Source organism: Treponema brennaborense DSM 12168, from assembly GCF_000212415.1.
GTDB classification, from domain to species: Bacteria; Spirochaetota; Spirochaetia; order Treponematales; family Treponemataceae; genus Treponema_F; species Treponema_F brennaborense.
The window spans coordinates 207,912-229,260 of the sequence record NC_015500.1 but is presented as its reverse complement, the minus strand read 5'-3'; the positions used below and the strand labels follow the sequence as shown (position 1 = coordinate 229,260).

Below are 21,349 nucleotides of genomic sequence, written 5' to 3'. Positions count from 1 at the left end.
TCTCCGCCTATTTTTTCAGCCAGTCGCGCACGGCTTTTTCGGAGCAGCGCTGTCGTTCTGCGCAACGCTTCCTCTGACGGCAAGAACGTCCTGTACGATTGCGCCTTTGCATACTGCGGCAATTTTTTGCTTGGTGCCGGAAGCGCCGCTTCCTTCATGCGTGCAGAACGGACGGATTGTTTTTCCCTTGAACGAATACGTTTCCAGAAATGTGTAGACGACCATCGGCATATCGCCCCACCAGTTCGGGTAGCCGAGGTAGATTGTGTCATACTGGTCAAAGTTTTCGATTTTCCCTTTGAACGAAGGGCGGGCTTTTTGCGAAAGCTCCGTTTTTGCCGCGTCAGTCGTAGCGCGGTAGCCTTCCGGATACGGTTTTTCCGGCACAATTTCAAATACGTCGCTCCCGGTCTGCTCCGCGATGATTTTTGCAATTTTCGCCGTGTTGCCCTCCGTTATCGTTCCCACTGCGTACTGTTCGCCCGTTTTAGAAAAATACACCACCAGCGATTCTGCCTGTGCTGCCGCCGTAAGAACGGTTCCTGCCAGCATTGCTGTCATTACTTTTTTCATAAAAATATCCTCCTTTTGTATACCGCGCATTTTTGTACGCTATTTGCACATTTTTCTGAGCCCTATTTCAATTCGCTGTTTCTGCGCTATTTTTGCGCGCTATTTGCGCTATTTGCGCTATTTGCACTATTTGCGCTGTTTGCGCTATTTCTGCGCCTTGTTCCTCCGTTCTTCCGCCATCTTCACAAACCATTCCACCATCGCAGGATCCTGATGGCTGAAAAACGAACTTTCGTTCCTGTCGAGCGCGGCGATTTTTTCCATATCGTCCGCAGAAAGCGAAAAGTCGAACACGCTGAAATTCTCCGCCATGCGCTCCTTGTGAGTGGATTTGGGAATCACCACGATTCCGCGCTGCAAATGCCACCGGAGCATCACCTGCGCCGCAGATTTTCCGTACTTCGCACCGATTTCCGCAAGCAGCCCGTTCTCAAAAAGACCGCCGCGCCCCTCGCCGAACGGCGCCCACGCCTCAAGCTGGATTCCGTACTTGTCGTTCCATTTTTTCGCCTCAACCTGCTGATTGAACGGATGAATTTCAACTTGATTCACCATCGGCGAAATCCTATTGAAGTTCGCAAACTCAACCATTCTGTCCGCATAGAAATTCGAAATCCCGATTGCGCGCACCCGTCCGCCCTCATAAAATTCCTCCAGAGCGCGCCACGCACCGTACGCGTCGCCGAACGGCTGATGCAGCAAAAGCAAATCAAGATAGTCCGTCCGCAATTTCTGCATCGACTCCTCCACCGACTTTTTACATTCCTCGTAGCCGAAATGCTCAATCCACACTTTCGTCGTCAGAAAAATCTCACTGCGCTCAATTCCGCTCTGCTCAATCGCCGCGCCCACCTGCTCCTCGTTAAAATACGACTGCGCCGTATCAATAAGCCGGTAGCCGACGTCAAGCGCATCGCGCACGCACCGCTCGCACTCCTCCGCCGAAACCTGATACACACCGTACCCCAGCTGCGGCATTTTCACTCCGTTTTTAAGCGTTACAAAATCCATATAACCTCCAAAAAATTCCGATTTTTTCTTCTTACGGGCGTCCCCCTTCAAAAAAGCAAAAACTAAAAAATTGTTCCAGGTTTTCGCAATTTTTTTTGACGTTTTTCCTTTTTTGAAGGGTCGGGCTTTCCGCACTTCGCCGTCTACCGCGGCTCATCCGTCGTAAAAACTTCGTTTTTACTTCCCCAGTTTTGTACCAAAACTGGCTCCACTTCACTTCGTTCCGTTCCGGGACTGCTGCGCAGGTGCTCCAATCCCTGACGCATACTGCAAAATGAACATACAACATAAAACGAGATTTGAACAATAAAAGTTTGTTGCTGCGGTATAACTGCAAGTTATACCGCAGCAACGCGCAGAAGCACGCGGAACTATTCGGCAAGCGGCGCGGCTTTATCACCGCTTCAGAAAAATATCCGGAGGAAGGAATTGCTCAGGTCGATATGGAAATGATACTGTAAGAATTATGTTTGAATCACTTTTTGCCAAGAAAAAACTGAATCCCAGCAAGCTACGCGCCTTCGGCTTTTCCGACGGCGGCGGCGCGCACAGGTACGGCACCGTAATACAAAACGGAGCGTTTGCGCTCACCGTCCGCATAGATTCTGACGGCACCGCGGACACGCAGCTTGTAGACACGGAAACCGGCGAGGAATACGTGCTGTACAAAACGGCAGCCGCCGGAGCGTTCGTCGGGGAAATCAGAACGGAAATAGAACGGCTTCTGAAAAACATCGCGGACGAATGCTTTGACCCGGCACTATTCAAGCAGGAGCAGACAAATCGGATTATAGACTTTGTGCGGCGCACCTGGGGCGGCGAGCTTGAATTCCTATGGAAGAAATTTGACGACAACGCCGTATGGCGCAGAAAGGACACGAACAAATGGTACGCCGCCGTTCTGACCGTGCAGAAAAAAAAGCTCGGGCTCGACTCGGACGAGCTGGCGGAAATCCTTGACGGAAGCGTACCGGACACGGAGATTCAGCAGCACATTCAGGAAAGCTATGCGCTTGCGGTAAAATAGACCCCATCTCCGCCAGATCAACTTCCGCAAATTAAAACTATCGCAGTTTTTCCCCTATCGTCTCGGAAATTATTTTACGAATGTCGTTCTTCATTCGGCTGTGAATCTGCTCTGTCAGTTCGCGGACAAATTCCTCTTTGTTTGCCGCAATTATATTTTCAGGGCTTTCGTTCTCGTCAAAAAACTGCGCCGGCTTTACATTGAGGACGGCTGCCATTTTATCAATAATCTCCGGCGGCGGAAAAGAATTCTTGTTTTCCAGCTGGTTCACATAATTCATGCTCATATCAATTGCATAGGACAGTTTTTCCTGCGAAAGCCCCTGCCTTTTTCTGTAGAATTTTAAATTCCTGATAAAAATATCGCGTAACGGTTCTGCCATACTCCAAGAATGAATGGAAACCGAATTTAAAATTACATTTTTACTTTATTATTTTTATATTTTAACTTGAATTCAACAATAAAATAATGTATAAATACACTATTACTTTATGTAAAACGCCACCAACACGCTTAAAACAACAAAATAAAACAGTGCAGAGAGGGATTTCATGCAGAATCAGGAACATTTTCACTATCTTTCATTTTTAAAATGCATCGGAATGTTTGCAGTCATCGGAATACACGTTGTATGCACGCCGTTTTCTTCTTTTGAAAACTATTATAGCCGTGCAGGAGAATTTTTTTCGTATTTTCTGACAAATGCTCTCCGTGCCTGGGCTGTTCCTGTTTTTGTGATGGTTTCAGGTGCGCTCTTTCTGGGAAGAGAAATCAGTTTTGAAAAAATGTGCAGAAAATATCTCAGGAGAATTCTTCTTGTAACAGTACTTTTCGGAACAGTCTTTGCCTTTATGGAAATCGTTTCTATCGAGCGGACGATAAATCTTTCCGTTTTTCTGCGCTCCCTGCTCAATGTTTACTGCGGAAAATTATGGGATCACATGTGGTTTCTGTATATGATTGCAGGACTTTACCTTATAACGCCGTTTCTTCAGAAAATGGTTCACGCGCTTTCTCAAAATGAAGTCAAATGGCTTCTTGCAGTTCTTTTTGTTTTTCAGATAATTGTTCCGCTCACAGATAACATCACAAAAACTTCATTCGGCTGGTATATTCCGTTTAATTCAGTCTGGCTGTTCTATTATATTCTAGGCTATGCAGTTCATATTCAAATACTAAAAATCAAGCCGGCGTTATCTTTCGGTTTTATCCTTTTTGGAATTCTGTGGTGCATATTCGGTCAGTTTGTTCCGGGAATGAAACAATCGATTGGAGCAGCAATTTTATATTCCGGCACTTCATCGCCAGCAGGAGTAATGATGTCACTGGGAATTTTCTCTCTTGCAAAGACGAGGTGCGGCAGAAAAGAAAATTTCATCGACACAAAAATAGTCCCGCTTTCGTTCAGCGTTTACATCGTCCATGCAGTTTTTATCAACTTTATCTACAAAGCACTGCATTTTACGCCCGACAGATACAACGTATTTCTTATGTGGACAGTAACTTTTTTTGCAACGGCATTCTGCTCTCTTGTTTCCGTATGGATTCTTCGGAAAATCCCGGCCGTCAGAAAATATCTTCTGTAGAAAAACATTTTTATTTTTCTGAGCGTGCCCCTCCAAAAAAGCAAAAACTAAAAAAGTGCTTCAGGTTTTCGCAATTTTTTTAACGTTTTCCTGCACGAATCACCGCATTTTTCTTGCAAAATTCCTTTCGATATGCTAGAAAAAAACTATGAACAGCAATCAGGAAAAAACTTCAGAAAACACTGACGACCAGACACGGAAAACAACGCAGAAAAAATCCAGGCGAGCATAGACTACATCGAATGGAAAAACATATCACAGGCAGCATTGAAAAAACTGTTTTACAGCAGGTCCTTACGGTTCCCTTCACGACTTTTTCAAAGCCCGCAAAACGGTAATCAATAATTCCACAATTTCTATAAACAGGAGAAAAAAAATGAGTACACTATCTTTCAGATTCGCAGAGGAAAAGGACGCTGCAAAAATCCTCTTTTTCATAAAAGAGCTTGCGTCATACGAAAAAATGCTTGATGAAGTCGTTGCCACGGAGGAGCTTTTAAAAGAATGGCTCTTCCAAAAGAAAAAAGCGGAAGTGCTGTTCGCGGTTTCGGACGGCACGGAAGTCGGCTTCGCGCTGTTCTTCCACAACTTCTCGACGTTTTTGGGACGCGCCGGCATTTATCTGGAGGACTTATTCGTCCTGAAAGAACAGCGCGGCAAAGGTTACGGAAAGGCGATTCTAAAGGAACTTGCCCGAATCGCCGTGGAGCGCGGCTGCGGACGCCTTGAATGGTGCTGCCTTGACTGGAACAAGCCCGGCATAGACTTCTACCTTTCGCTCGGCGCACAGCAGATGAGCGACTGGACTGTCTACCGTGCCGCCGGCGATACGCTCAAAAAGCTCGCGGAAAAATAAGCGCGCTATTCAGCGGACTGCGGCACCGTTTCAAGCCGCCTTTTTCAGCAGTTTACCGCAGTGCAAAAACGAAGTATACTTACAGCCGATGATAGAAACGTATATTCTGCAAAACCTTGCGGCGTTCGCCGAATGCGGAACGCTTTTAAAGACAAGTGAAAAGCTGCACGTCACACAACCGGCAATCACCAAGTCGTTCAAAAAACTGGAGATGCAGCTCGGAATTCCGCTTTTCAGCCGGACGAAAAATACAATCACGCTCAACGCAAACGGAAAGCTTGCCGTAAAATATGCCCGGCAGATTCTTTCGCTCCAAACGGAAATGGAATCGCGCCTTATTCAGCTCAGCAAGAACGCGCAGCATTTTTCAATCGGGGCAATCGCGCCCGCGCCGCTGTGGCAGCTGACGGAACTGATTAAAAAAAAGTACGACAAACCGCAGTTCAAGACAAAGATTCTTGACAACAATAAAGACCTGCTCGACGGCCTGCATACCGGAAAATTTGACTTTGCGATTCTGAACGAATTTCCGCAGACGGAAGCCTTCTACGCAAAAGAATTTTTCTCCGAACATCTGTACGTTTTCCTTCCGCAGAATCACCGGCTTGCCGGGCGCACTTCGCTTCATCTTGCGGAACTTGCCGGCGAAACGTTCATCATGTTTGCGGACTTAGGTTTCTGGTCGCGCATAAAAAAAGATATGATTCCCGATGCAAAGTTCATCACGCAGAAAGAAATGACCGATTTGCGTGAAATCCTCAGCTCCTCAACGCTCCCCGGCTTCGTCACCGATTTTTCAAAGGAGTCGCATCTTATTCCGGCATACGCTACGGAAAACCGCGTTGAAATTCCGCTGCTTGACGACGAAGTGAACGTAACGTACTACATCGTCTGCCCGTTTGAATTCATAAATCGTCTGAAAGAAATCACCGAGCAGTCGTAACGCGCACGCTTCCGTCTCCGAGAATCGCCTGCAGCTCCGTTTTTGAAACGCCTTCGATTTTTCCGCGCGGCGTGAAATTCCACGAATTTTTTATGTAAAATACTTATTTTCCATCATTGACCATACGTTTTACGCATACTACAATGCCAGATATGGAATTACGACACCTTACCTTTTTTCTTGCCGTTGCGAACGAAGGCAACATCACGCGCGCCGCGGAAGCAGTCCATACCTCGCAGCCGAATTTAAGCCGGCAGCTTCAGGAGCTGGAGGAATCGCTCGGCTGCAAGCTGCTCAACCGCGGAAAAGTAATCACGCTCACGGAAGCAGGCGAGCTTTTAAAGCGCCGCGCAGAAGAAATTCTGCGCCTTACCGCCAAAACGGAGGAAGAGCTTTCGGAATCCCCGGCGGAAATGGCGGGAACGGTTGCAATCGGCTTCGGCGAAATGAAGCCCGTGCAGGACATCGCGCGCCTTGCGGTGTCGTTCAAAGCGCACTATCCGAACGTCCGATTCGATTTTTTTACGGGAACCGCAGACCAGGTGAAGGAGCAGATGGAAAAAGGACTGCTTGACGCGGGGATGCTTCTTGAGCCGGTGGAAATAGAAAAATATGATTTTTTCCGCCTGGAGAAAAAGGTGCAGTTCGTCGCCGTCATGCAAAGCTCCGCGCCGCTTGCCGAAAAGAAATCCGTTACGCCGCAGGACCTTGCGCCGCTGCCGCTCATTTTTCCGGTGCGCCGGAACGTGCGGAACGAACTGTTCTCCTGGTTCGGGGAGTATGCGCAGAAACTGAACCTTGCAGCGACCGGAAACTTGGCAGCGAACACGGCGATTCTCGTGCAGAACGGATTGGGAACGGCGATCGGCTCGGATGGAATTCCCGTTCCGCTCGGCATGGAAAATCAGATTACCTGCCGCCCGCTTGAACCGGAACTGTCGTTTTCCGCCGTCATCGCCTGGAAAAAGAGCGTGCGCCTTTCGCCGCTTGCCGGAGCGTTCATCAGATTTGCAAAAAGCGAGCTTAAACCTAACTAAAATTATCCGGCGGAAAGCGGCGCGCACATACAGCGCGACACCATCAGCCGGAATAACGCGGTTCGGATTCAGTCCGAACGTCAAAAATACGCCAGCGGACGTTCGGATTTAGTCCGAACGCCGAAAACACGCCAGCAAGCGCTCGGATTCAGTCCGAACGCCGAAAACACGTCAGCAAGCGCTCGGATTCAGTCCGAACGTCAAAAACACGCCGGCAAGCGCTCGGATTTAGTCCGAACGTCAAAAACACGCCAGCAAGCGCTCGGATTCAGTCCGAACGTCAAAAATACGCCAGCGGACGTTCGGATTTAGTCCGAACGCCGAAAACACGCCGGCAAGCGCTCGGATTCAGTCCGAACGTCAAAAACGCGCCGGCAAGCGCTCGGATTCAGTCCGAACGTCAAAAACACGCCGGCAAGCGCTCGGATTCAGTCCGAACGCCAAAAACGCGCCAGCGGACGTTCGGCGCGCTGCCGCGAGCTGCTTTTCCGCCGGGCTGCACCGCTGCCCGAATCACAATCCGGCCGCTTCTATCGGCACGCTCAAACGGAATTCGCAGAATTCATGCTGCCGCGTCTTGACCGTCAGCTTCGCGTGCAGTTCCTCCGCGAGTGTTTTCACGTACGACATTCCGACGCCGCGGCCGCGGTGCACGTCGGCGGTATCCGCCGTAGAAATGCCGCCCGAAAAAATTGCCGCGAATAAATCCTTCCGGGAAAAACCGCCCTCAGGCAGCGGCTCCGACCGTTTCTGTGCGCGCAGCTTTTTCTCGATTTTGGCAAAATCGATTCCGGAACCGTCGTCCTTCACGCATACCGTCAGAATGCCGTTTTCCACCGCGGTGCTGATTTCGAGCAGTCCGGCCGTGTTTTTGGAACGTTCTATCCGCAGCTCCGGCGTTTCGATACCGTGTGAAACGGAATTCCGTATCAGCTGAATCAAAATATCCTGAATCCGTTTTTTACATTCTTTGGGAATCTGAGCGGCGTGAAACGCCTCGTACCGGAACTGAACGGATTTTCCCTGCTCCACGGCGATTTTTTCGGCAAGATTTTTAAGCGACAGCGCGATCAGATCCGCATTCAGCGTATTATGATCCGAAAACACCTTGCGGAAATTCATCAGTTTGTCCACCATCCGCGTTACGCTGTCAAGTGAATCGTACATTTCACGCAAACGCACCGTTACGGGAATAAAATCCGCGCTTACTATCGATTCCCGGTCCGTAATTCCTTTCACCGTATCTTCAAACGCATGGGCCGCCTCCGCAATGAAATCCAGATCAAGCAGCGCCGCGTTCCCCTTAACGGAGTGGACCAATCTGAAAATGGTTTCTGCCTGAGACCGGAGCGTACCGGAACCCGATTCCAAAATACCGTTGATCTTATTCAAATCGGCTTCAAAACCTGCCACAAAGTCGGAAAACAGCTCCGGATCCAAATGAAGAATCCGATAAAACACGTTCATTTCCGTTTCCGTACGCTGCCGTTCCGCCGCCATTTCCTGTTCCATTTCAAAACGCCGGGTATTGTCGCGCACCAGTACCATTACGTGCGCGATGCTTTTTTTGTTTTTGCCGTAAATACGCGTAAAACTGAAATCAAGATACTTCTTTTCGATTTGTCCGTTTCCCGTATCGATGAACACGTGTGCGTCGTGCAGCGGGTTCAGCCGCGTAATCGTGTGCATTTTGTACTGCGGATCGAACAGCAGTTCCGCGTAATCGCCGAGCGATTTCCATTCCTTTTCGGGAAGCGCCGGTTTCATCAGCACCGAAAAATTGAGCCCCGCAAGATCGCGCCGGCACATGATTTTTTCCGTCGCCGCCGAATAATTCGGACAGACGTTCAAATCGGGTGCAAGCAGGAATAATCCGTCGGAAATGTTATCGAGAATTTCCGTGTATTCTTCCTGCGCCATCGTCGTCTGCTCAAGACCGTCCATAACTTTATTATACAGCGTCGCGATTTGCCCGATTTCCGTAAACGGTTCCGTCGGCAGTCTGATCGAAAGATCTCCGGTTGCCGCTTGTTCGCCCATTTTCGCATACAACTCGAAAATTTCGGTGGAAGCACCGTGTTCGGCAATATTGAGCCCCTTGTGCTCGTCCGATTCGCTTACCCGCAGCGGAGAAATCCGGTTGAAAATGAAAAGCAGTATGAACGACAATCCGAACGCCCACACGCCGCACGCGGCGACACCCACGGCCTGCGCCAGCAGCTGACTGCCGAACAGCGGCTCCGTTCCCAGAATTTCCGGATCTCCGAAAATACCGACCGCAAGCGTTCCCCAGATTCCCGCCGCCAAATGTACCGGCACCGCGCCCACGGCGTCGTCGAGCCGCAGTTTTTCGAGCAGAAACGAAGCGCCCAGCATGATCACGCCGCCGGCCGCGCCGATAATAATCGCCTCAAGCGGCGTAACGCAGTGACAGTTCGCCGTAACCGCAACGAGCCCGGCAAGCGTTCCGTTTATTACGAAATCCACGTCCGGCAGCCCGGTTACTATCCATCCGACGAACAGCGCGCCGGCCAATCCCGCCGCCGCACCCAGACACGTATTCAAAATGACCGGCGCTACGTCGTAATTCATTGCCAGCGTGGAGCCGCCGTTAAATCCGATCCAGCCGAACCACAAAACGAACACTCCCGCAACGGCGAGCGGAACGTTCGAGCCTTGAATCTTACGCGCCGTACCGTCGGCGGCAAAACGTCCGTTCCGCGCACCCATAACGATGATACCCGCCAAACCGACGTAGCCGCCGACCGAATGGACGACCGACGATCCGGCAAAATCGACAAACCCGATCTGCTGCAGCCAGCCGGTCGCCGAAGAAACCGCATCACCCTGAAAACCGCCCCAAGCCCAATGCCCGAACACCGGATAAATGATTCCCGAAATGAGACACGTTACGATAATATACGCCGAGAATTTCATACGTTCGGCAACTGCTCCCGAAACGATCGTCGCAGACGTCGAACAGAACATCGCCTGAAACAACAGGAAAATCGCGAGCTGCTTGCTGCCCGCGCCCCAAAAATCGGGACAGAACCGACTGAAACCGAACACCCCCGGCAGCAAATCATTTCCGAACATGAACGCGAACCCGATCGCCCAATACAGTAAAAAAGAAATCCCCATATCGGTCAGATTTTTTATGGCGACGTTTATGCTGTTTTTTTCACGCGTCATACCGGATTCCAGCATCTGAAATCCCGGCTGCATAAAAAAAACGAGCGCCGCGGATACGATTATCCACAGATAATTCAGCAACTCACTCAATTGTTCCATACCGTCCTCCCGTAATCATTCCAACCCGATCGCCAAATAGCACGAATGCGATTTCCACGTTACCGGAATCACGTACACCGGCGGCGCCACCTGTACGAAAATATCTTCAGCCGCGCCTTTGATTACGATCGGAACCGAAATCATAAAACGGCTTCCGAACGATTCGCGCGCGTTTCCGGCAATCGTATTGGATAATTCACCGGCCATATCGATAATCCCCTGCTCGTCCACCTCTTCCGTTCCCAATATCGCCGAGGCGAGCATCTGCAGCATTCTGCCGCTCGCCGTTACGAACAGCCCGCCTTTGCTGCTGCCCGAAATTCCGATGATACCGGTATAGCCCAAAATCACGGGATTTTCCTTTTTTATATACGGAACCCCCATTTCGGCCTTTTCGCCGGTAACCGTTTCAAAATAATCCGTTACGATATCGATAAAAATCTTCAATTCCGCATCCGTCATACGATCTCCCCTAAAAAGGCAAGGAGGAACTGTCAATTTCCGGCTTGGCTTTTTACGCAGCTTCGCAGCAAAGTGAGAAGCTGCACTTGATGAAAAAGTTTGCAACGCAAACTTATAAAAGATACAAACCGACGATATTGCAGACGGTTTGTATCTTGCACTCCTTTTTCAGCCCGCAATATCGTTCATTGCCGCCGTCAATTCTTCCGTCAGTTGAACCGCCGTAAACGGTTTGGAAACGAATCCGAACGCCCCCGCTTTAAGCGCGGCCAGACCGGTTTCGTGATCCTTGAGCGCGGTGCACATGACGACGCGCGTCTCCGGTTTGATGTTCATGATCTGCTTCAGACAGCCGATACCGTCGAGCTTCGGCATCGTGATATCCATCGTAACGATATCGGGAAGCGTCCTTTTGAAGAGTTCTACCGCTTCTTCACCGTTTCCGGCGACGGCGGCAATTTCGAGTCCCAGGGAACGAACCGTGTTTTCAATCATTTTCCTGATGATATTTGAATCATCGACGATCATCAGTTTCATACGCGCCTCCTCGTACGGCGCTGCAAAAAAAAACAGCAACGGCCGCAGTTTTCTGCAGCATCGTTGCTGTTGCAATTTAAATACCATAAAAAATGAAAATTGTAAACCGTTTTTCACAAAAAAAGGCCGTTTTTCACGTTTTCCTCACGCACAAGCGGCGGCGCCTGAAACTAAACGGCGGCGGTGAAAGCGCAAAGCAGGCTGAAAGTAAGCGGCGCGGCCTGAAAGCGGCCTGCGGAAACTTGCGTTCACAAGCCATAATATGCTAAACTTTACGCATGGCAACCATAAAAGACATTGCCCAGATAGCGGGTGTAAGCTATACGACGGTTTCAAACGTTATCCACGGTAAAACGTCACACGTATCGGAACAGACGATACGGCAGATCAATAAAATCATTGAGGATCTGCATTACACGCCGAATATGTCCGCACGGGCGCTCGTTTCCAACGCATCGAAAGTTATCGCGATGATAAACCATTTGGTGCCGCAAAAAAGCGGCAGTTTCATAGAAGACCCGTTTCACACCGCGTTCATATCTTCCATAGAAGAAGTCCTGCGGCAAAACGGCTATTATTTTATGCTCAGAACGGTTACCGACAACGACGACTTGAAACGCTTCCTGCAAAACTGGAATATCGACGGAATGTTCCTCGTCGGTATTACCGAAGGCGCGTTCTTTCAGTGCCTGCCGGAATTACGCAAACGAATCGTGCTGATAGACAGTTATCTTGACAATTATTACGGTATGCCGAACATCGGATTGGAAGATTTTCAGGGCGGCTATTTGGCCACGCAGTACCTTATTGAACGGGGACACACGCGAATCGCGTTCGCCTGTCCGCCGATCCTTCATCACGGTGTAGTTGAAGAACGATTGAACGGCTACCGCAAAGCGTTGGCAGAGTTCGGGATTCCGTTTGACGAAACGCTGCTTTTCCAGCGGGAATTCAGCATAGACGCGACGACACAGCTCGGCATGCACATCGCTTCCCGGCAGGACATAACGGCCGTATTCGCAACCGCCGATATTATGGCGGCGGGAATTATGGCCGGTATCCACCGGGCAGGTAAAAAAATACCGGAAGACATTTCCATTATCGGCTTCGACGACATATCGCTGTGCAGACTCGTGCAGCCGAATTTAACGACGATTCATCAGAACGCCTACCGCAAAGGTGAAATAGCGGCGCAGTTCATGATTCAGCTTTTACAAAAAAAGACGCTGCCCCGTACCACCGAAATTCTTCCGGTGTGTTTAACGGTACGCGACAGCGTCTCACAAAAACGGTAACAGGCGCCGCCTGAAAACCGTTTCTCAGCGGGGCAGCATATCCTGCAAGCAGCGGATATACCGATCCGCGCCGGGAAGATTTTCAGGCGATCCGACCGCTACCGCGTACATGCCGCCGGCTTTCGCCGCCTGAATTCCCGCCAGAGAATCTTCAAACACCGCGCAGTCCGCCGGTTCGGTTTCCAGCGCGGCGGCGCCTTTAAGAAACACTTCGGGGTCAGGTTTGGCCTTTTCAACGGAATTGCCGTCGACGACGGCGTCGAACAGCGGCGCAATACGCAGCCGCTCCAGAATGAGCGGAGCGTTTTTACTGGCCGAACCGAGCGCGGTTTTTACACCGCCGTTCCGCAGATAACGCAAATAGGCCGCCGCACCGTCGAGCAGCGCCGATTCGTCGAGTTCATTCAAATATTCAACGTACCAAGCGTTTTTGCGGGCAGCCAATTCCGCTTTTCGGACGGCGTCCGCATGAATACCGCCTATCGAAAGCAGAATTTCCAGCGACTCCGTGCGGCTGACGCCTTTCAGCCGTTCGTTGTCTTTCTCCGTAAAATCGAAACCGAGCGACTGCGCCAGCCGTTTCCATGCCGCGTAATGGTATTTTGCCGTATCCACCAGCACTCCGTCCAAATCAAACAACGCCGCTTTTATTTTTTGCATATCGTATAACCGTCCTTTGTAATCGAAATTCGGTACGCCGCGCCGCGTACCACCGCAGAGAATGAAATTTCTTCCCACGACGGCGGCAGCCGCGGTGCAACCCTGATCTCACCGTTTGTAACCGAAAAGCCGCAGAATCCGCGTACCGCCGAAAGCCATGCGCCGCCGTTCGCCGCCGGATGCGTGCCGCCGATATACACGAGCCCGGCGAACTGTTTCGATTCGCCGGTGATATCGATCTCCGCCGTTTTCAGAAAAAACGGATACGCCCAATCCGTGTCGCCGACCGCGCAGGCAAGCAGCGCGTACACGCACGGACTGAGACTCGAGCCGTGTTCCGTCCGCGGTTCGTAATACGCAAAATTTACGCGCTTCTGCGCTTCGGTATATTCGTCCGGAAACACCGTCTGCAGCAGAATCACGTCCGCCTGCTTTATAATCTGCGTTTCCGAAGCGACGCCGTTCGCACCGCCCCAATATTCTTTCGGATCGAGCAGCCGCGAACGGACGTCCTGCAGCGAACAGTTTTCCAGCTGAAAATAACCGTCGAATTGTTCGATAATACCGTCCGCACCGGGCGCGGGAACGTACAGATCGGCCGACGCTGCGCGCATCAGCGGCAATTCGTCGGTAAAGCGAATCTTGTCCATAACGGAAGCAAGCGTTTCCGGCGCTCTGACCTTTGCCTCCGCGATGCAGAATTCCGCGGTATCGAACACGTCTTTCACGATCCGATTGGTGTACGCATCGTTGTTCACGCGTTCGTGATATTCGTCCGGCCCGGTTACGTCGAGCACTTCGTACCGCTTTTTCAGCGGCGAATAGTGTATCCGCGACAGATAAAACCGCGCGCACTCCAAGACCATTTCCAGCGCACCGTCGCGCAGAATATCAAAGTCGCCCGTCGCCGCAAGGTATTCGCGAACCGCGTGAACGACCGCGCCGCTGATATGTATCTGTTTATCCCGGAAATACGTGCGCATCGGACGACCGGTAAACACGTCGGTTACGTTATGCAGCGAACAGGCGTCGTCTCCGGTTTCCTGACTTTCCCACGCGTAAAACGCGCCGCTATACCCGTATTCGGCAGCTTTGCGCCGCGCGCCGTCGAGCGTTTCGACACGATATCTGATGAACCGTTTTACCATTTCCGGTTCCGTATACAGGAAATACGGACTTATAAACATTTCCGTATCCCAGAATATCGCCCCTTTGTACGTCTGACCCGAAAGACCGCGCGCCGGAACGGAAAGTCCGCCGGAAACGTCTCGGCTGCCGGGAGCCGCAAAGCGCGGCGCAATAATCTGCAAATGATACAGATTGTAGCGGAGCGCGCGGCGGGCGAATTCGTCGCCGGTTATTTCCACGTCTCCCCGCTCCCAAATTGAGTCCCATTCGGCACGGTGGGCGTTCAGCTCGGTCATATAGCGTTCGGCCGCGAAAGATACGCACGCACCGGAAGGAACGTATTCACCGGAGGGAACGTGCCCGCCGCTGGCAGAATCGCCGCCGGCAGTATGCGCATCGGCACTATGCCCGCCGCCGCCGGCGAATTCCGCGGAAAACGCCGCACTTGAGGCCGCCGCAAGCGCAGCTTCCGCCGTTTTTTCTCCGGCGGAAACACCTGCGAACACGTACAGGCAGTACGTACTGCCGCAGATCGGCGTTCCTTGAATGGTAAAACGTTCAACCTTTCCGCTAAAAAAATTTTTCGCGGGAGCCGTGTCCCACGCCGACGCGGAAACTACCGCTACGGACAGTTTCTTTTCCATCGTTTCCGCAGTTAAAATCAACGCGCGGCGCGCGGTGTCACAGGAACAAACGAAACTTTCCAAATGCGGCCCGTTTATATCGCGCACGTTGCCGTCTATCAGCCGTTCGCCGTTGAGTTCCATATCCGTCGTAACAAGATACCGTTCGCACAATAAATGCGCGTTCGTCATACTGACGAACCGTTCGGATTCAACGCGGACGAATCCGCGCTCGCCGGGAGCGGTATTTCCGTCGAAACGCCATTCCGTATGCCGCCGGAAAATTCCGTAGCGAAAATCGAGGCTTTGGGAATGCCGAAAAAGCGATTCACTGCGCAGCGACAGCGATCTTCCCGACGCCGTTTCCAGCCGGATAGACAATGCGTTCGGTATGCAGACCGGTTCGCGCCATTTGTCGCCGTTTTTATCGTACACTCCGTTGACGATCGTCGCCGGCATATCCGCCGCTACGGCTTCTTCAACGGTTCCGCGGTATCCCATATATCCGTTGCCGGTAAGCATACGATTTCCGTTCAGCAGAATATCGTTTTCACCGGTTCCCGTATCGGAAGCAAGCCATTCCCGTTCCAGTTTCATTGCCGGCCTCCGCAGGGAACGGAAATCCGTACGGCTCCCGGCAGCAAATCGTACCGCGTGCCGTAGATTTCAACGGGAACCGGCTCCGCCGGCACGGAAAAACTGCCGGCGCACAACGCGGTGTCGCCGCAGGATACCGTCAAAAACAGGTCTTCCCGCGTAACGGAAAAACGGAGTTTTGCACCGCGGTACACGATTCCGAACTCGTATTCGGTCCATCCTGACGGAACGAACGGCGCGCACGACAATACGTCGCCGTCGCTGCGCAGTCCGCCGAAGCCGTACACGATGTTCATCCAGGCGGCGGCGATACTCGTCGTATGCAGACCTTCACCCGTATTCCGGTTGTAATTGTCCAAATCCATGCGGGTTGCGAATTCAAAAAATTTGAACGCCTCCGCACGTTTTCCCAACTCGGCGGCCAAAATCGAGTGAATGGACGGCGACAAAGACGATTCGTGAATCGTCCGCGGTTCATAAAACTCGTAGTTTGCCCGCTTTACGTCCGCAGGAAATTCACTGCCGTACAAAAACAGAAACATCAGAACGTCCGGCTGTTTTATCATATCAGTACGGTAAATGCGGTCGTACGACCAGTGATAATACAGCGGAAAATCTTCCACCGGAATCGAATTGACGGCGATATGCGGCAGCGTAAAATACCCTTCGTGCTGCTCGAACAGTTTCGTTTCGGCATGATACGGAACGATCATCTTCTCCGCACACCGTGAAAGCTCGTACAGTTCCGCTTCCCGCAAATCCGTTTTCATAACCAGCGTTTCGTATCGATCGGGAAACCGTTCCCGCATATGCGCAAGCGTATCCAGCGTGTACTCGAACGTTTTTTTTGCCATAATATTCGTATAGCAATTATTGCTGACCATCATGTGAAATTCGTCCGGCCCCATCACCGCATAAAAACCGAAACCGCTTTTATCCTGATTCCAAGCGCCGCGTGAAAGCAGAAAACGGCTTATCTGAACGAGCATTTCCGCCCCGTCGCCGTACAGAAAATCGGTATCGCCGCTGATTTTTACGTAATGGGCTATACCGTACGCAACTCCCGTACTGGGCTGAAACTGAATACTGGCATGTTGCCACAAATCGCACGCTTCCGCTCCGTTCAGCGTGGCAACCGGATAACACGCACCCGCACAGTCGAGTTGTGCGGCCCGGTCTTTTGCCCGGTCGAGTGTGCCGTAGCGGAATTCAAGCAGATTTTTTGCCGCTTTCAGATTCGTAAACAGATAAAACGGCAAACAGCACGTTTCCGTATCCCAGAACGCGTGTCCGTTGTACGCTTCACCGGTTAAACCTTTTGCCCCGATATTGTTCGCCGGATTCTGACCGTGATACGTCTGCTGCATCTGGAAAATGCAGAAACGGATGCCTTGCTGATTCGGTTCGTCGCCGGTGATTTTGATGTCGAAGTTTTCCCACATCTGCCGCCACCACCGTTCGGTTTGCGCGGCCGCGTCGGAAAAGAGGCGTTTCCGCAGCTCTTTCAGTTTGCTTACGGAGCTTTCCCACACGGCGGTATCGGCCGATTCGGCGTTGGCAGCCGGATTTTTTTCAACAACGTTCAGAACTTTCTTTTCAATGAAACTTTCTTCACCGTCGATCAGCGGAACATCAAAAACCAGCGCGGCAAATTTGTCGCGGTTCAGCGGTTCCGCAGCGACGTCCCGGTTGGAATACCAACTGAAACCGGAAAACACGCGCTGCCCGGTCGTAAGCGTTCGGGCAAGAACGGCCGCCGCGGAATCAAAAAAGGCGTGCCTGATTTCGGTCCAGAAACAGGTTTTGCGCCCCGCGTGAATCGCGTTAAAATCGATTCCGCAGACGATCCGCACGGTACCGGAACAGCCGGCCGGCGTTACCCCAATCCGCTGAAACCCCTGTTCGGATTCTTCCATATCGAGAAAGCGTAAAAAAGAGAGGTGTAACGTTTTACCTCCGCGCGTAATCCAATCCAATTCGCGCGACAGCGTTCCGACTTTCATATCGAGCACCCGACGGAAATTTTTGACCGTCGACGTGTTCATATCGAATTGCTCGCCCTCATACGAAATGCGCGTGTACAGCCAGTCCGCCGCGTTCACCATAAAATGGGTCTTCGTTATGATGCCCTTATACGCCGTATCCTTCACGGGCGCTTCTTCGTAAACGCCGTTAAAATAACTGCCTTGCAGGGACGGAGCCGTCGTGCTTTCTTCAAAATATCCGCGGACACCCATGTATTCGTTCCCGAGCGAAAAAACCGACTCGGAAACGAGATTGCGGGCTGCACTCCAACCTTCTTCAATAATTTTCCACGGATCCAATTTGAAATATCTGTCTGCTATTTTTCCCATACGAAATACCTTTTACATTATCCTTTGATGCCGGATTGAATCGACACCTGCGTAATCTGTTTTTGAAAAATGAAAAACAATATGACCGGCGGCGTGATTGCGAATACGATTGCCCGCAGCATTTCAACGTCGTTCACCTTTTGACCGCGAACCATCGTGAACAGACGCACCATAACCGTTTCCTTGCCCGTATTGTTCAGTACCAAATACGGCAGCAGGAAGTCGGACCAGGCCGCGTTTACCGCGTACAGCACGACGACCATAACGATCGCGTGACTGAGGGGCACGATTATCTTGCTGAAAACGAACAGGTCGGAAGCGCCGTCTATCTTTGCCGCTTCAATCATCGACTGCGGAATGGAATCGAAAAAATTCTTGAACAGAACGACGTAATACGCGTTCGCACCCATGCACAGCCACAACGGAATAAACGTTCCCTGCATATGAACTTTGTTGATATTCAAAAACAGCGGAACGATACTCGTCGTTGCGGGAATAAGCAGTCCCCACATGACCAGCGCGTTCAGCACTTTATAGCCGGCCGGTCTGACGCGCGACAGCCCGAACGCGAACAGCGCGTTGAATCCGACGGCGCATGCCACCGCTCCTAAAACCGTGATACCGGAGTTCACGTAATATTTTGAAAATTTCAGGTCTTTCCAGGTTTTTGCAAACGTATCGAAATTAAATGAGGCGGGCAGTAAAGACGTCTGTCCCGTCAACTCCTTAATCGATTTGAATCCCGACAAAACAGTCCAAATCAGCGGCAGTACGCCGACGATAAAAAACAACGCCGCACCGCAGCACATAGCGACGTACCAAATTCGGACGGACATGCGGCTTAGATCCGTACCGCGGATAATACCGCCGGCACGGCAAGATGATTTATTTTTCAACATGACAGCCTCCCGTTACGCTTCCTGCTTTTTGTTCAACTTCGTATACACGGCGGTCAGTATGACCAGCACGATACAAATAATCACGGAGACGGATGATGCTTTCGGATAATCGTATTTTTCAAACGCATACCGGTACACCAGCTGCATGATCGAAATCGACGCGTTGTTCGGCCCCCCGTTCGTCATGACGAGCGGTTCGTACAATATTTGGAATACCGAAATGATCTGCAAAATGAACAGCATCCGAATCAGATTGTACAGCCCCGGAAGCGTTACGTACCGCAGCCGCTTCCAAATACCGGCGCCGTCTATCATGGCCGCTTCGTACAGTTCGGGATCAATCCCCTGCAGTCCGGCTACGTACAGCAGCGCAGTTGCGCCCGCACCTTTCCAGGTCAGCGCGACGACGATGAGCGGTATCGTCCATTTCGGATTGGAAAGCCACATCTGCGGCTGAAAGCCCAGTTTTCCCAGCAGAATATTGAGCACGCCCGTCGCTCCGGGGCGGAAAATGAAACTCCACATGAGTACCATCGCCATGCCGGGCACGATATTGGGCAGATACACACCTATTTTAAGCGCCGATTTTCCGCGGACAAGTTCGCTGATAAAAAGTCCCATAACGATAGGAACGGCGAAACCGATCACCAGCGACCACAATGTATAAAGAAACGTATTGCGCATCGCCGGCCAAAAATCCGGATGCATGAATACGTCGCGGTAGTTTTTAAGTCCGACGAACGCAATCAAACGCATTCCTTTTGCCGAATACAGGGAAATCTTCACGGATTCAAGCAGCGGTATCCACACAAAAAAGGCAAACAAAATGACACCGGGCAGCAGCAGCAGCCACCCCGGAAGATTTTTTCGTATAAAATTTTTCATCAGAGCAAGCCGTCTCCTGCCGCCGGCGTTCCAAAAAGGGTTGTAAAACGGAAAATCGGCCGGTAAAAAAACAGCAGTTTTCATACCGGCCGTTCCGATTCAAAACCGGTAATACCCGGAGACTGTCCGTGTGAAGTTTTTTGAACTTCCAGGACAGTTCCCCGAAGTATCGATTTTTACTTATTATACTGCGTATCAAGAATCGACTGGAAATTCTTTTGCGCGGTATTCAGCAGCGTCTGCACGTTCGCATTTTTATCGGTCAGAACTGCCTGCAGCACTTTCGTCAATTCGGCGTACAAATCCTGTGCAAGAATCGGTTCTTCCGACTTCAAATTCGTCGTTTCCGTCGTTTTGGCGTAATAGTCGTTGAACAGCGCCATGTCTACGTTGCGGTACGGTTTTTCGGCCGCGTCGCGGGCAGTAAGCAGCGCTTTATCAGTCCAAGCGGGGAACGGCGGAATGACCGGAATTCCCTCGTTGTAACGGTTGGCAGCGTCGGCTTTCATACCTGCAACGGATTCGTCGGTTACTTCCGGCGATTTACCCATGATAACCAGATAATCCAGCGCGGCATTGATTTCGGCAGACGTCGCGTTCGCGGCGAACATATACGGCGTACCGCCCATCAGCGAATACTGTCCTTTGGGACCGGCGGGAACCGGAACGATGGACAGGTCGTTAACGTCAAGGCCGTTTACCTGTGTAGGCATATTAACGGCGTCCTGAGCGGCAATATACATGGCCGCAGTGCCGGTACCCAAAGCGCGGAAACCGGTACCCCAGTCTTCGTTCGTCGGGTCGGGAGTCAAAACGTCGTACTTCCATTTCAGATCTTTTACGTATTGAACCGCAGCGGCTACTTCGGGAGTATTGAGTTGAGCGATGCATTTACCGCTCTTGTCGAATTTCTCGAATTCAGCGCCGAATCCCCAGGCAATATTTGAAAAATGCCAGCCGCCCGCGTTATCTTTTGCCAGCAGACAAAGGCCCGCGGCACCCGTTTTGTCTTTGATGATTTTCGCGGTCTGTGCAAGTTCGTCCCATGTCTTCGGATACTTGGGCACTCCGTTTGCGTCGACTAAACCGGCTTTTCTGAACAGATCAACGTTCAGCATCAGACCGAGCGCATACGCGTCGCGGGGCACTCCGTATATTTTACCGTTCTTTGAAAGCAGATTGGCAATGGACGGATTCATTTTTTCAATCCAGCCGCGCGCCTTCAATTCGGCGGTAATATCTTTGACGAATTCGCCGTCGATCAGTTTCTGCGGTTCGGTAAACCAGGTTTCAAAAACGGTCGGCAGCTGTCCCGATTCCGCCAGTGAAACGAACGTATCCGTCGCGTACTTGTAATACAGCGGTGAAACGGCTATGTCCGGATGCGTTTCCTTGAATTTCTGCAAATAACCTTCATGCAGCTTGATATCTCCGGTCAGCGTTTCCTCAGGCCACAGTCCCAATTTGAGCGTCGTCTTACCAGAAGACGCGTCCCCTTTACCACCGGCGAACAGCAAACCTGCCGCGCAAACGAACAGCGCGCAGACTGTTACCATAGTTTTTCTCATAAAATCCTCCTTTTTAT

The 21,349-nt window shown here is 51.2% G+C and carries 18 protein-coding genes; 6 read left to right on the top strand and 12 right to left on the bottom strand.

Annotated features, from left to right (window positions below; translation table 11 throughout):
- Nucleotides 1-15 precede the first annotated feature (15 nt).
- Together TREBR_RS00995 and TREBR_RS00990 are read right to left on the bottom strand one after the other, a co-directional pair.
- Nucleotides 16-573 carry a flavodoxin gene (locus tag TREBR_RS00995; protein ID WP_013757374.1) on the bottom strand — a complete coding sequence of 186 codons (558 nt, stop codon included), beginning with the start codon at nt 571-573 and terminating at the stop codon, nt 16-18.
- A gap of 144 nt (nt 574-717) precedes the next feature.
- Nucleotides 718-1,584: an aldo/keto reductase gene (locus TREBR_RS00990; protein ID WP_013757373.1), complete on the bottom strand. Its 867-nt coding sequence runs from the start codon at nt 1,582-1,584 to the stop codon at nt 718-720.
- Between the two features lie 466 nt (nt 1,585-2,050).
- Between TREBR_RS00990 and TREBR_RS00985 the strand changes: the two genes are divergently transcribed.
- Nucleotides 2,051-2,611, top strand: a complete 561-nt coding sequence (locus TREBR_RS00985) for an MmcQ/YjbR family DNA-binding protein (RefSeq protein ID WP_013757372.1) — start codon at nt 2,051-2,053, stop codon at nt 2,609-2,611.
- 37 nt (nt 2,612-2,648) lie between these two features.
- Here TREBR_RS00985 and TREBR_RS00980 read toward each other — a convergent pair whose 3' ends face one another.
- A complete protein-coding gene (locus TREBR_RS00980) occupies nt 2,649-2,993 on the bottom strand; it encodes a helix-turn-helix domain-containing protein (RefSeq protein WP_013757371.1) in 345 nt (114 codons plus the stop codon).
- Between the two features lie 169 nt (nt 2,994-3,162).
- On the opposite strand from TREBR_RS00980, the gene TREBR_RS00975 reads away from it, so the two are divergent.
- The 4 genes from TREBR_RS00975 to TREBR_RS00960 all read left to right on the top strand — a co-directional run bounded on the left by TREBR_RS00975 (nt 3,163) and on the right by TREBR_RS00960 (nt 7,033).
- Nucleotides 3,163-4,197: an acyltransferase gene (locus TREBR_RS00975; RefSeq protein WP_013757370.1), complete on the top strand. Its 1,035-nt coding sequence runs from the start codon at nt 3,163-3,165 to the stop codon at nt 4,195-4,197.
- Nucleotides 4,198-4,573: 376 nt separating this feature from the next.
- Complete coding sequence (locus tag TREBR_RS00970; protein ID WP_013757369.1) at nt 4,574-5,053, top strand: GNAT family N-acetyltransferase; 480 nt, start codon at nt 4,574-4,576, stop codon at nt 5,051-5,053.
- 88 nt (nt 5,054-5,141) lie between these two features.
- Nucleotides 5,142-5,996: a LysR family transcriptional regulator gene (locus TREBR_RS00965; protein WP_013757368.1), complete on the top strand. Its 855-nt coding sequence runs from the start codon at nt 5,142-5,144 to the stop codon at nt 5,994-5,996.
- A 152-nt stretch (nt 5,997-6,148) separates the two neighbouring features.
- Entirely contained in the window at nt 6,149-7,033 is an 885-nt protein-coding gene (locus tag TREBR_RS00960; RefSeq protein ID WP_013757367.1) for a LysR family transcriptional regulator, read from the top strand.
- Nucleotides 7,034-7,546: 513 nt separating this feature from the next.
- On the opposite strand, the gene amt is transcribed toward TREBR_RS00960, so the two are convergent.
- The 3 genes from amt to TREBR_RS00945 all read right to left on the bottom strand — a co-directional run bounded on the left by amt (nt 7,547) and on the right by TREBR_RS00945 (nt 11,323).
- Nucleotides 7,547-10,324 carry an ammonium transporter gene (amt, locus tag TREBR_RS00955; RefSeq protein WP_013757366.1) on the bottom strand — a complete coding sequence of 926 codons (2,778 nt, stop codon included), beginning with the start codon at nt 10,322-10,324 and terminating at the stop codon, nt 7,547-7,549.
- A 15-nt stretch (nt 10,325-10,339) separates the two neighbouring features.
- Complete coding sequence (locus tag TREBR_RS00950; RefSeq protein ID WP_013757365.1) at nt 10,340-10,786, bottom strand: chemotaxis protein CheX; 447 nt, start codon at nt 10,784-10,786, stop codon at nt 10,340-10,342.
- A gap of 168 nt (nt 10,787-10,954) precedes the next feature.
- A complete protein-coding gene (locus TREBR_RS00945; protein WP_013757364.1) occupies nt 10,955-11,323 on the bottom strand; it encodes a response regulator in 369 nt (122 codons plus the stop codon).
- A 278-nt stretch (nt 11,324-11,601) separates the two neighbouring features.
- On the opposite strand from TREBR_RS00945, the gene TREBR_RS00940 reads away from it, so the two are divergent.
- Entirely contained in the window at nt 11,602-12,618 is a 1,017-nt protein-coding gene (locus tag TREBR_RS00940; protein WP_013757363.1) for a LacI family DNA-binding transcriptional regulator, read from the top strand.
- Nucleotides 12,619-12,642: 24 nt separating this feature from the next.
- Here TREBR_RS00940 and pgmB read toward each other — a convergent pair whose 3' ends face one another.
- The 6 genes from pgmB to TREBR_RS00910 form a co-directional block, all read right to left on the bottom strand.
- Complete coding sequence (gene pgmB, locus TREBR_RS00935) at nt 12,643-13,278, bottom strand: beta-phosphoglucomutase (RefSeq protein WP_013757362.1); 636 nt, start codon at nt 13,276-13,278, stop codon at nt 12,643-12,645.
- Nucleotides 13,266-15,626 carry a glycosyl hydrolase family 65 domain-containing protein gene (locus TREBR_RS13365; protein WP_013757361.1) on the bottom strand — a complete coding sequence of 787 codons (2,361 nt, stop codon included), beginning with the start codon at nt 15,624-15,626 and terminating at the stop codon, nt 13,266-13,268. The genes pgmB and TREBR_RS13365 overlap by 13 nt, the downstream gene beginning before the upstream one ends.
- The gene (locus tag TREBR_RS00925; RefSeq protein ID WP_013757360.1) at nt 15,623-17,980 is read right to left on the bottom strand and encodes a glycoside hydrolase family 65 protein; all 2,358 of its coding nucleotides are present in this window, start codon (nt 17,978-17,980) and stop codon (nt 15,623-15,625) included. The genes TREBR_RS13365 and TREBR_RS00925 overlap by 4 nt, the downstream gene beginning before the upstream one ends.
- A gap of 17 nt (nt 17,981-17,997) precedes the next feature.
- Nucleotides 17,998-18,879, bottom strand: a complete 882-nt coding sequence (locus TREBR_RS00920; protein WP_013757359.1) for a carbohydrate ABC transporter permease — start codon at nt 18,877-18,879, stop codon at nt 17,998-18,000.
- A 12-nt stretch (nt 18,880-18,891) separates the two neighbouring features.
- The gene (locus TREBR_RS00915) at nt 18,892-19,764 is read right to left on the bottom strand and encodes a carbohydrate ABC transporter permease (protein WP_013757358.1); all 873 of its coding nucleotides are present in this window, start codon (nt 19,762-19,764) and stop codon (nt 18,892-18,894) included.
- A gap of 176 nt (nt 19,765-19,940) precedes the next feature.
- Nucleotides 19,941-21,332 carry an ABC transporter substrate-binding protein gene (locus tag TREBR_RS00910; protein ID WP_013757357.1) on the bottom strand — a complete coding sequence of 464 codons (1,392 nt, stop codon included), beginning with the start codon at nt 21,330-21,332 and terminating at the stop codon, nt 19,941-19,943.
- Nucleotides 21,333-21,349: the final 17 nt, after the last annotated feature.

What these genes read in the sequence shown, in the direction of transcription:
- TREBR_RS00995 (WP_013757374.1), bottom strand. Translation starts at nt 573, where the DNA reads ATGAAAAAAGTAATGACAGCAATGCTGGCAGGAACCGTTCTTACGGCG.
- TREBR_RS00990 (WP_013757373.1), bottom strand. Translation starts at nt 1,584, where the DNA reads ATGGATTTTGTAACGCTTAAAAACGGAGTGAAAATGCCGCAGCTGGGG.
- TREBR_RS00985 (WP_013757372.1), top strand. Translation starts at nt 2,051, where the DNA reads ATGTTTGAATCACTTTTTGCCAAGAAAAAACTGAATCCCAGCAAGCTA.
- TREBR_RS00980 (WP_013757371.1), bottom strand. Translation starts at nt 2,993, where the DNA reads ATGGCAGAACCGTTACGCGATATTTTTATCAGGAATTTAAAATTCTAC.
- TREBR_RS00975 (WP_013757370.1), top strand. Translation starts at nt 3,163, where the DNA reads ATGCAGAATCAGGAACATTTTCACTATCTTTCATTTTTAAAATGCATC.
- TREBR_RS00970 (WP_013757369.1), top strand. Translation starts at nt 4,574, where the DNA reads ATGAGTACACTATCTTTCAGATTCGCAGAGGAAAAGGACGCTGCAAAA.
- TREBR_RS00965 (WP_013757368.1), top strand. Translation starts at nt 5,142, where the DNA reads ATGATAGAAACGTATATTCTGCAAAACCTTGCGGCGTTCGCCGAATGC.
- TREBR_RS00960 (WP_013757367.1), top strand. Translation starts at nt 6,149, where the DNA reads ATGGAATTACGACACCTTACCTTTTTTCTTGCCGTTGCGAACGAAGGC.
- amt (WP_013757366.1), bottom strand. Translation starts at nt 10,324, where the DNA reads ATGGAACAATTGAGTGAGTTGCTGAATTATCTGTGGATAATCGTATCC.
- TREBR_RS00950 (WP_013757365.1), bottom strand. Translation starts at nt 10,786, where the DNA reads ATGACGGATGCGGAATTGAAGATTTTTATCGATATCGTAACGGATTAT.
- TREBR_RS00945 (WP_013757364.1), bottom strand. Translation starts at nt 11,323, where the DNA reads ATGAAACTGATGATCGTCGATGATTCAAATATCATCAGGAAAATGATT.
- TREBR_RS00940 (WP_013757363.1), top strand. Translation starts at nt 11,602, where the DNA reads ATGGCAACCATAAAAGACATTGCCCAGATAGCGGGTGTAAGCTATACG.
- pgmB (WP_013757362.1), bottom strand. Translation starts at nt 13,278, where the DNA reads ATGCAAAAAATAAAAGCGGCGTTGTTTGATTTGGACGGAGTGCTGGTG.
- TREBR_RS13365 (WP_013757361.1), bottom strand. Translation starts at nt 15,626, where the DNA reads ATGAAACTGGAACGGGAATGGCTTGCTTCCGATACGGGAACCGGTGAA.
- TREBR_RS00925 (WP_013757360.1), bottom strand. Translation starts at nt 17,980, where the DNA reads ATGGGAAAAATAGCAGACAGATATTTCAAATTGGATCCGTGGAAAATT.
- TREBR_RS00920 (WP_013757359.1), bottom strand. Translation starts at nt 18,879, where the DNA reads ATGTTGAAAAATAAATCATCTTGCCGTGCCGGCGGTATTATCCGCGGT.
- TREBR_RS00915 (WP_013757358.1), bottom strand. Translation starts at nt 19,764, where the DNA reads ATGAAAAATTTTATACGAAAAAATCTTCCGGGGTGGCTGCTGCTGCTG.
- TREBR_RS00910 (WP_013757357.1), bottom strand. Translation starts at nt 21,332, where the DNA reads ATGAGAAAAACTATGGTAACAGTCTGCGCGCTGTTCGTTTGCGCGGCA.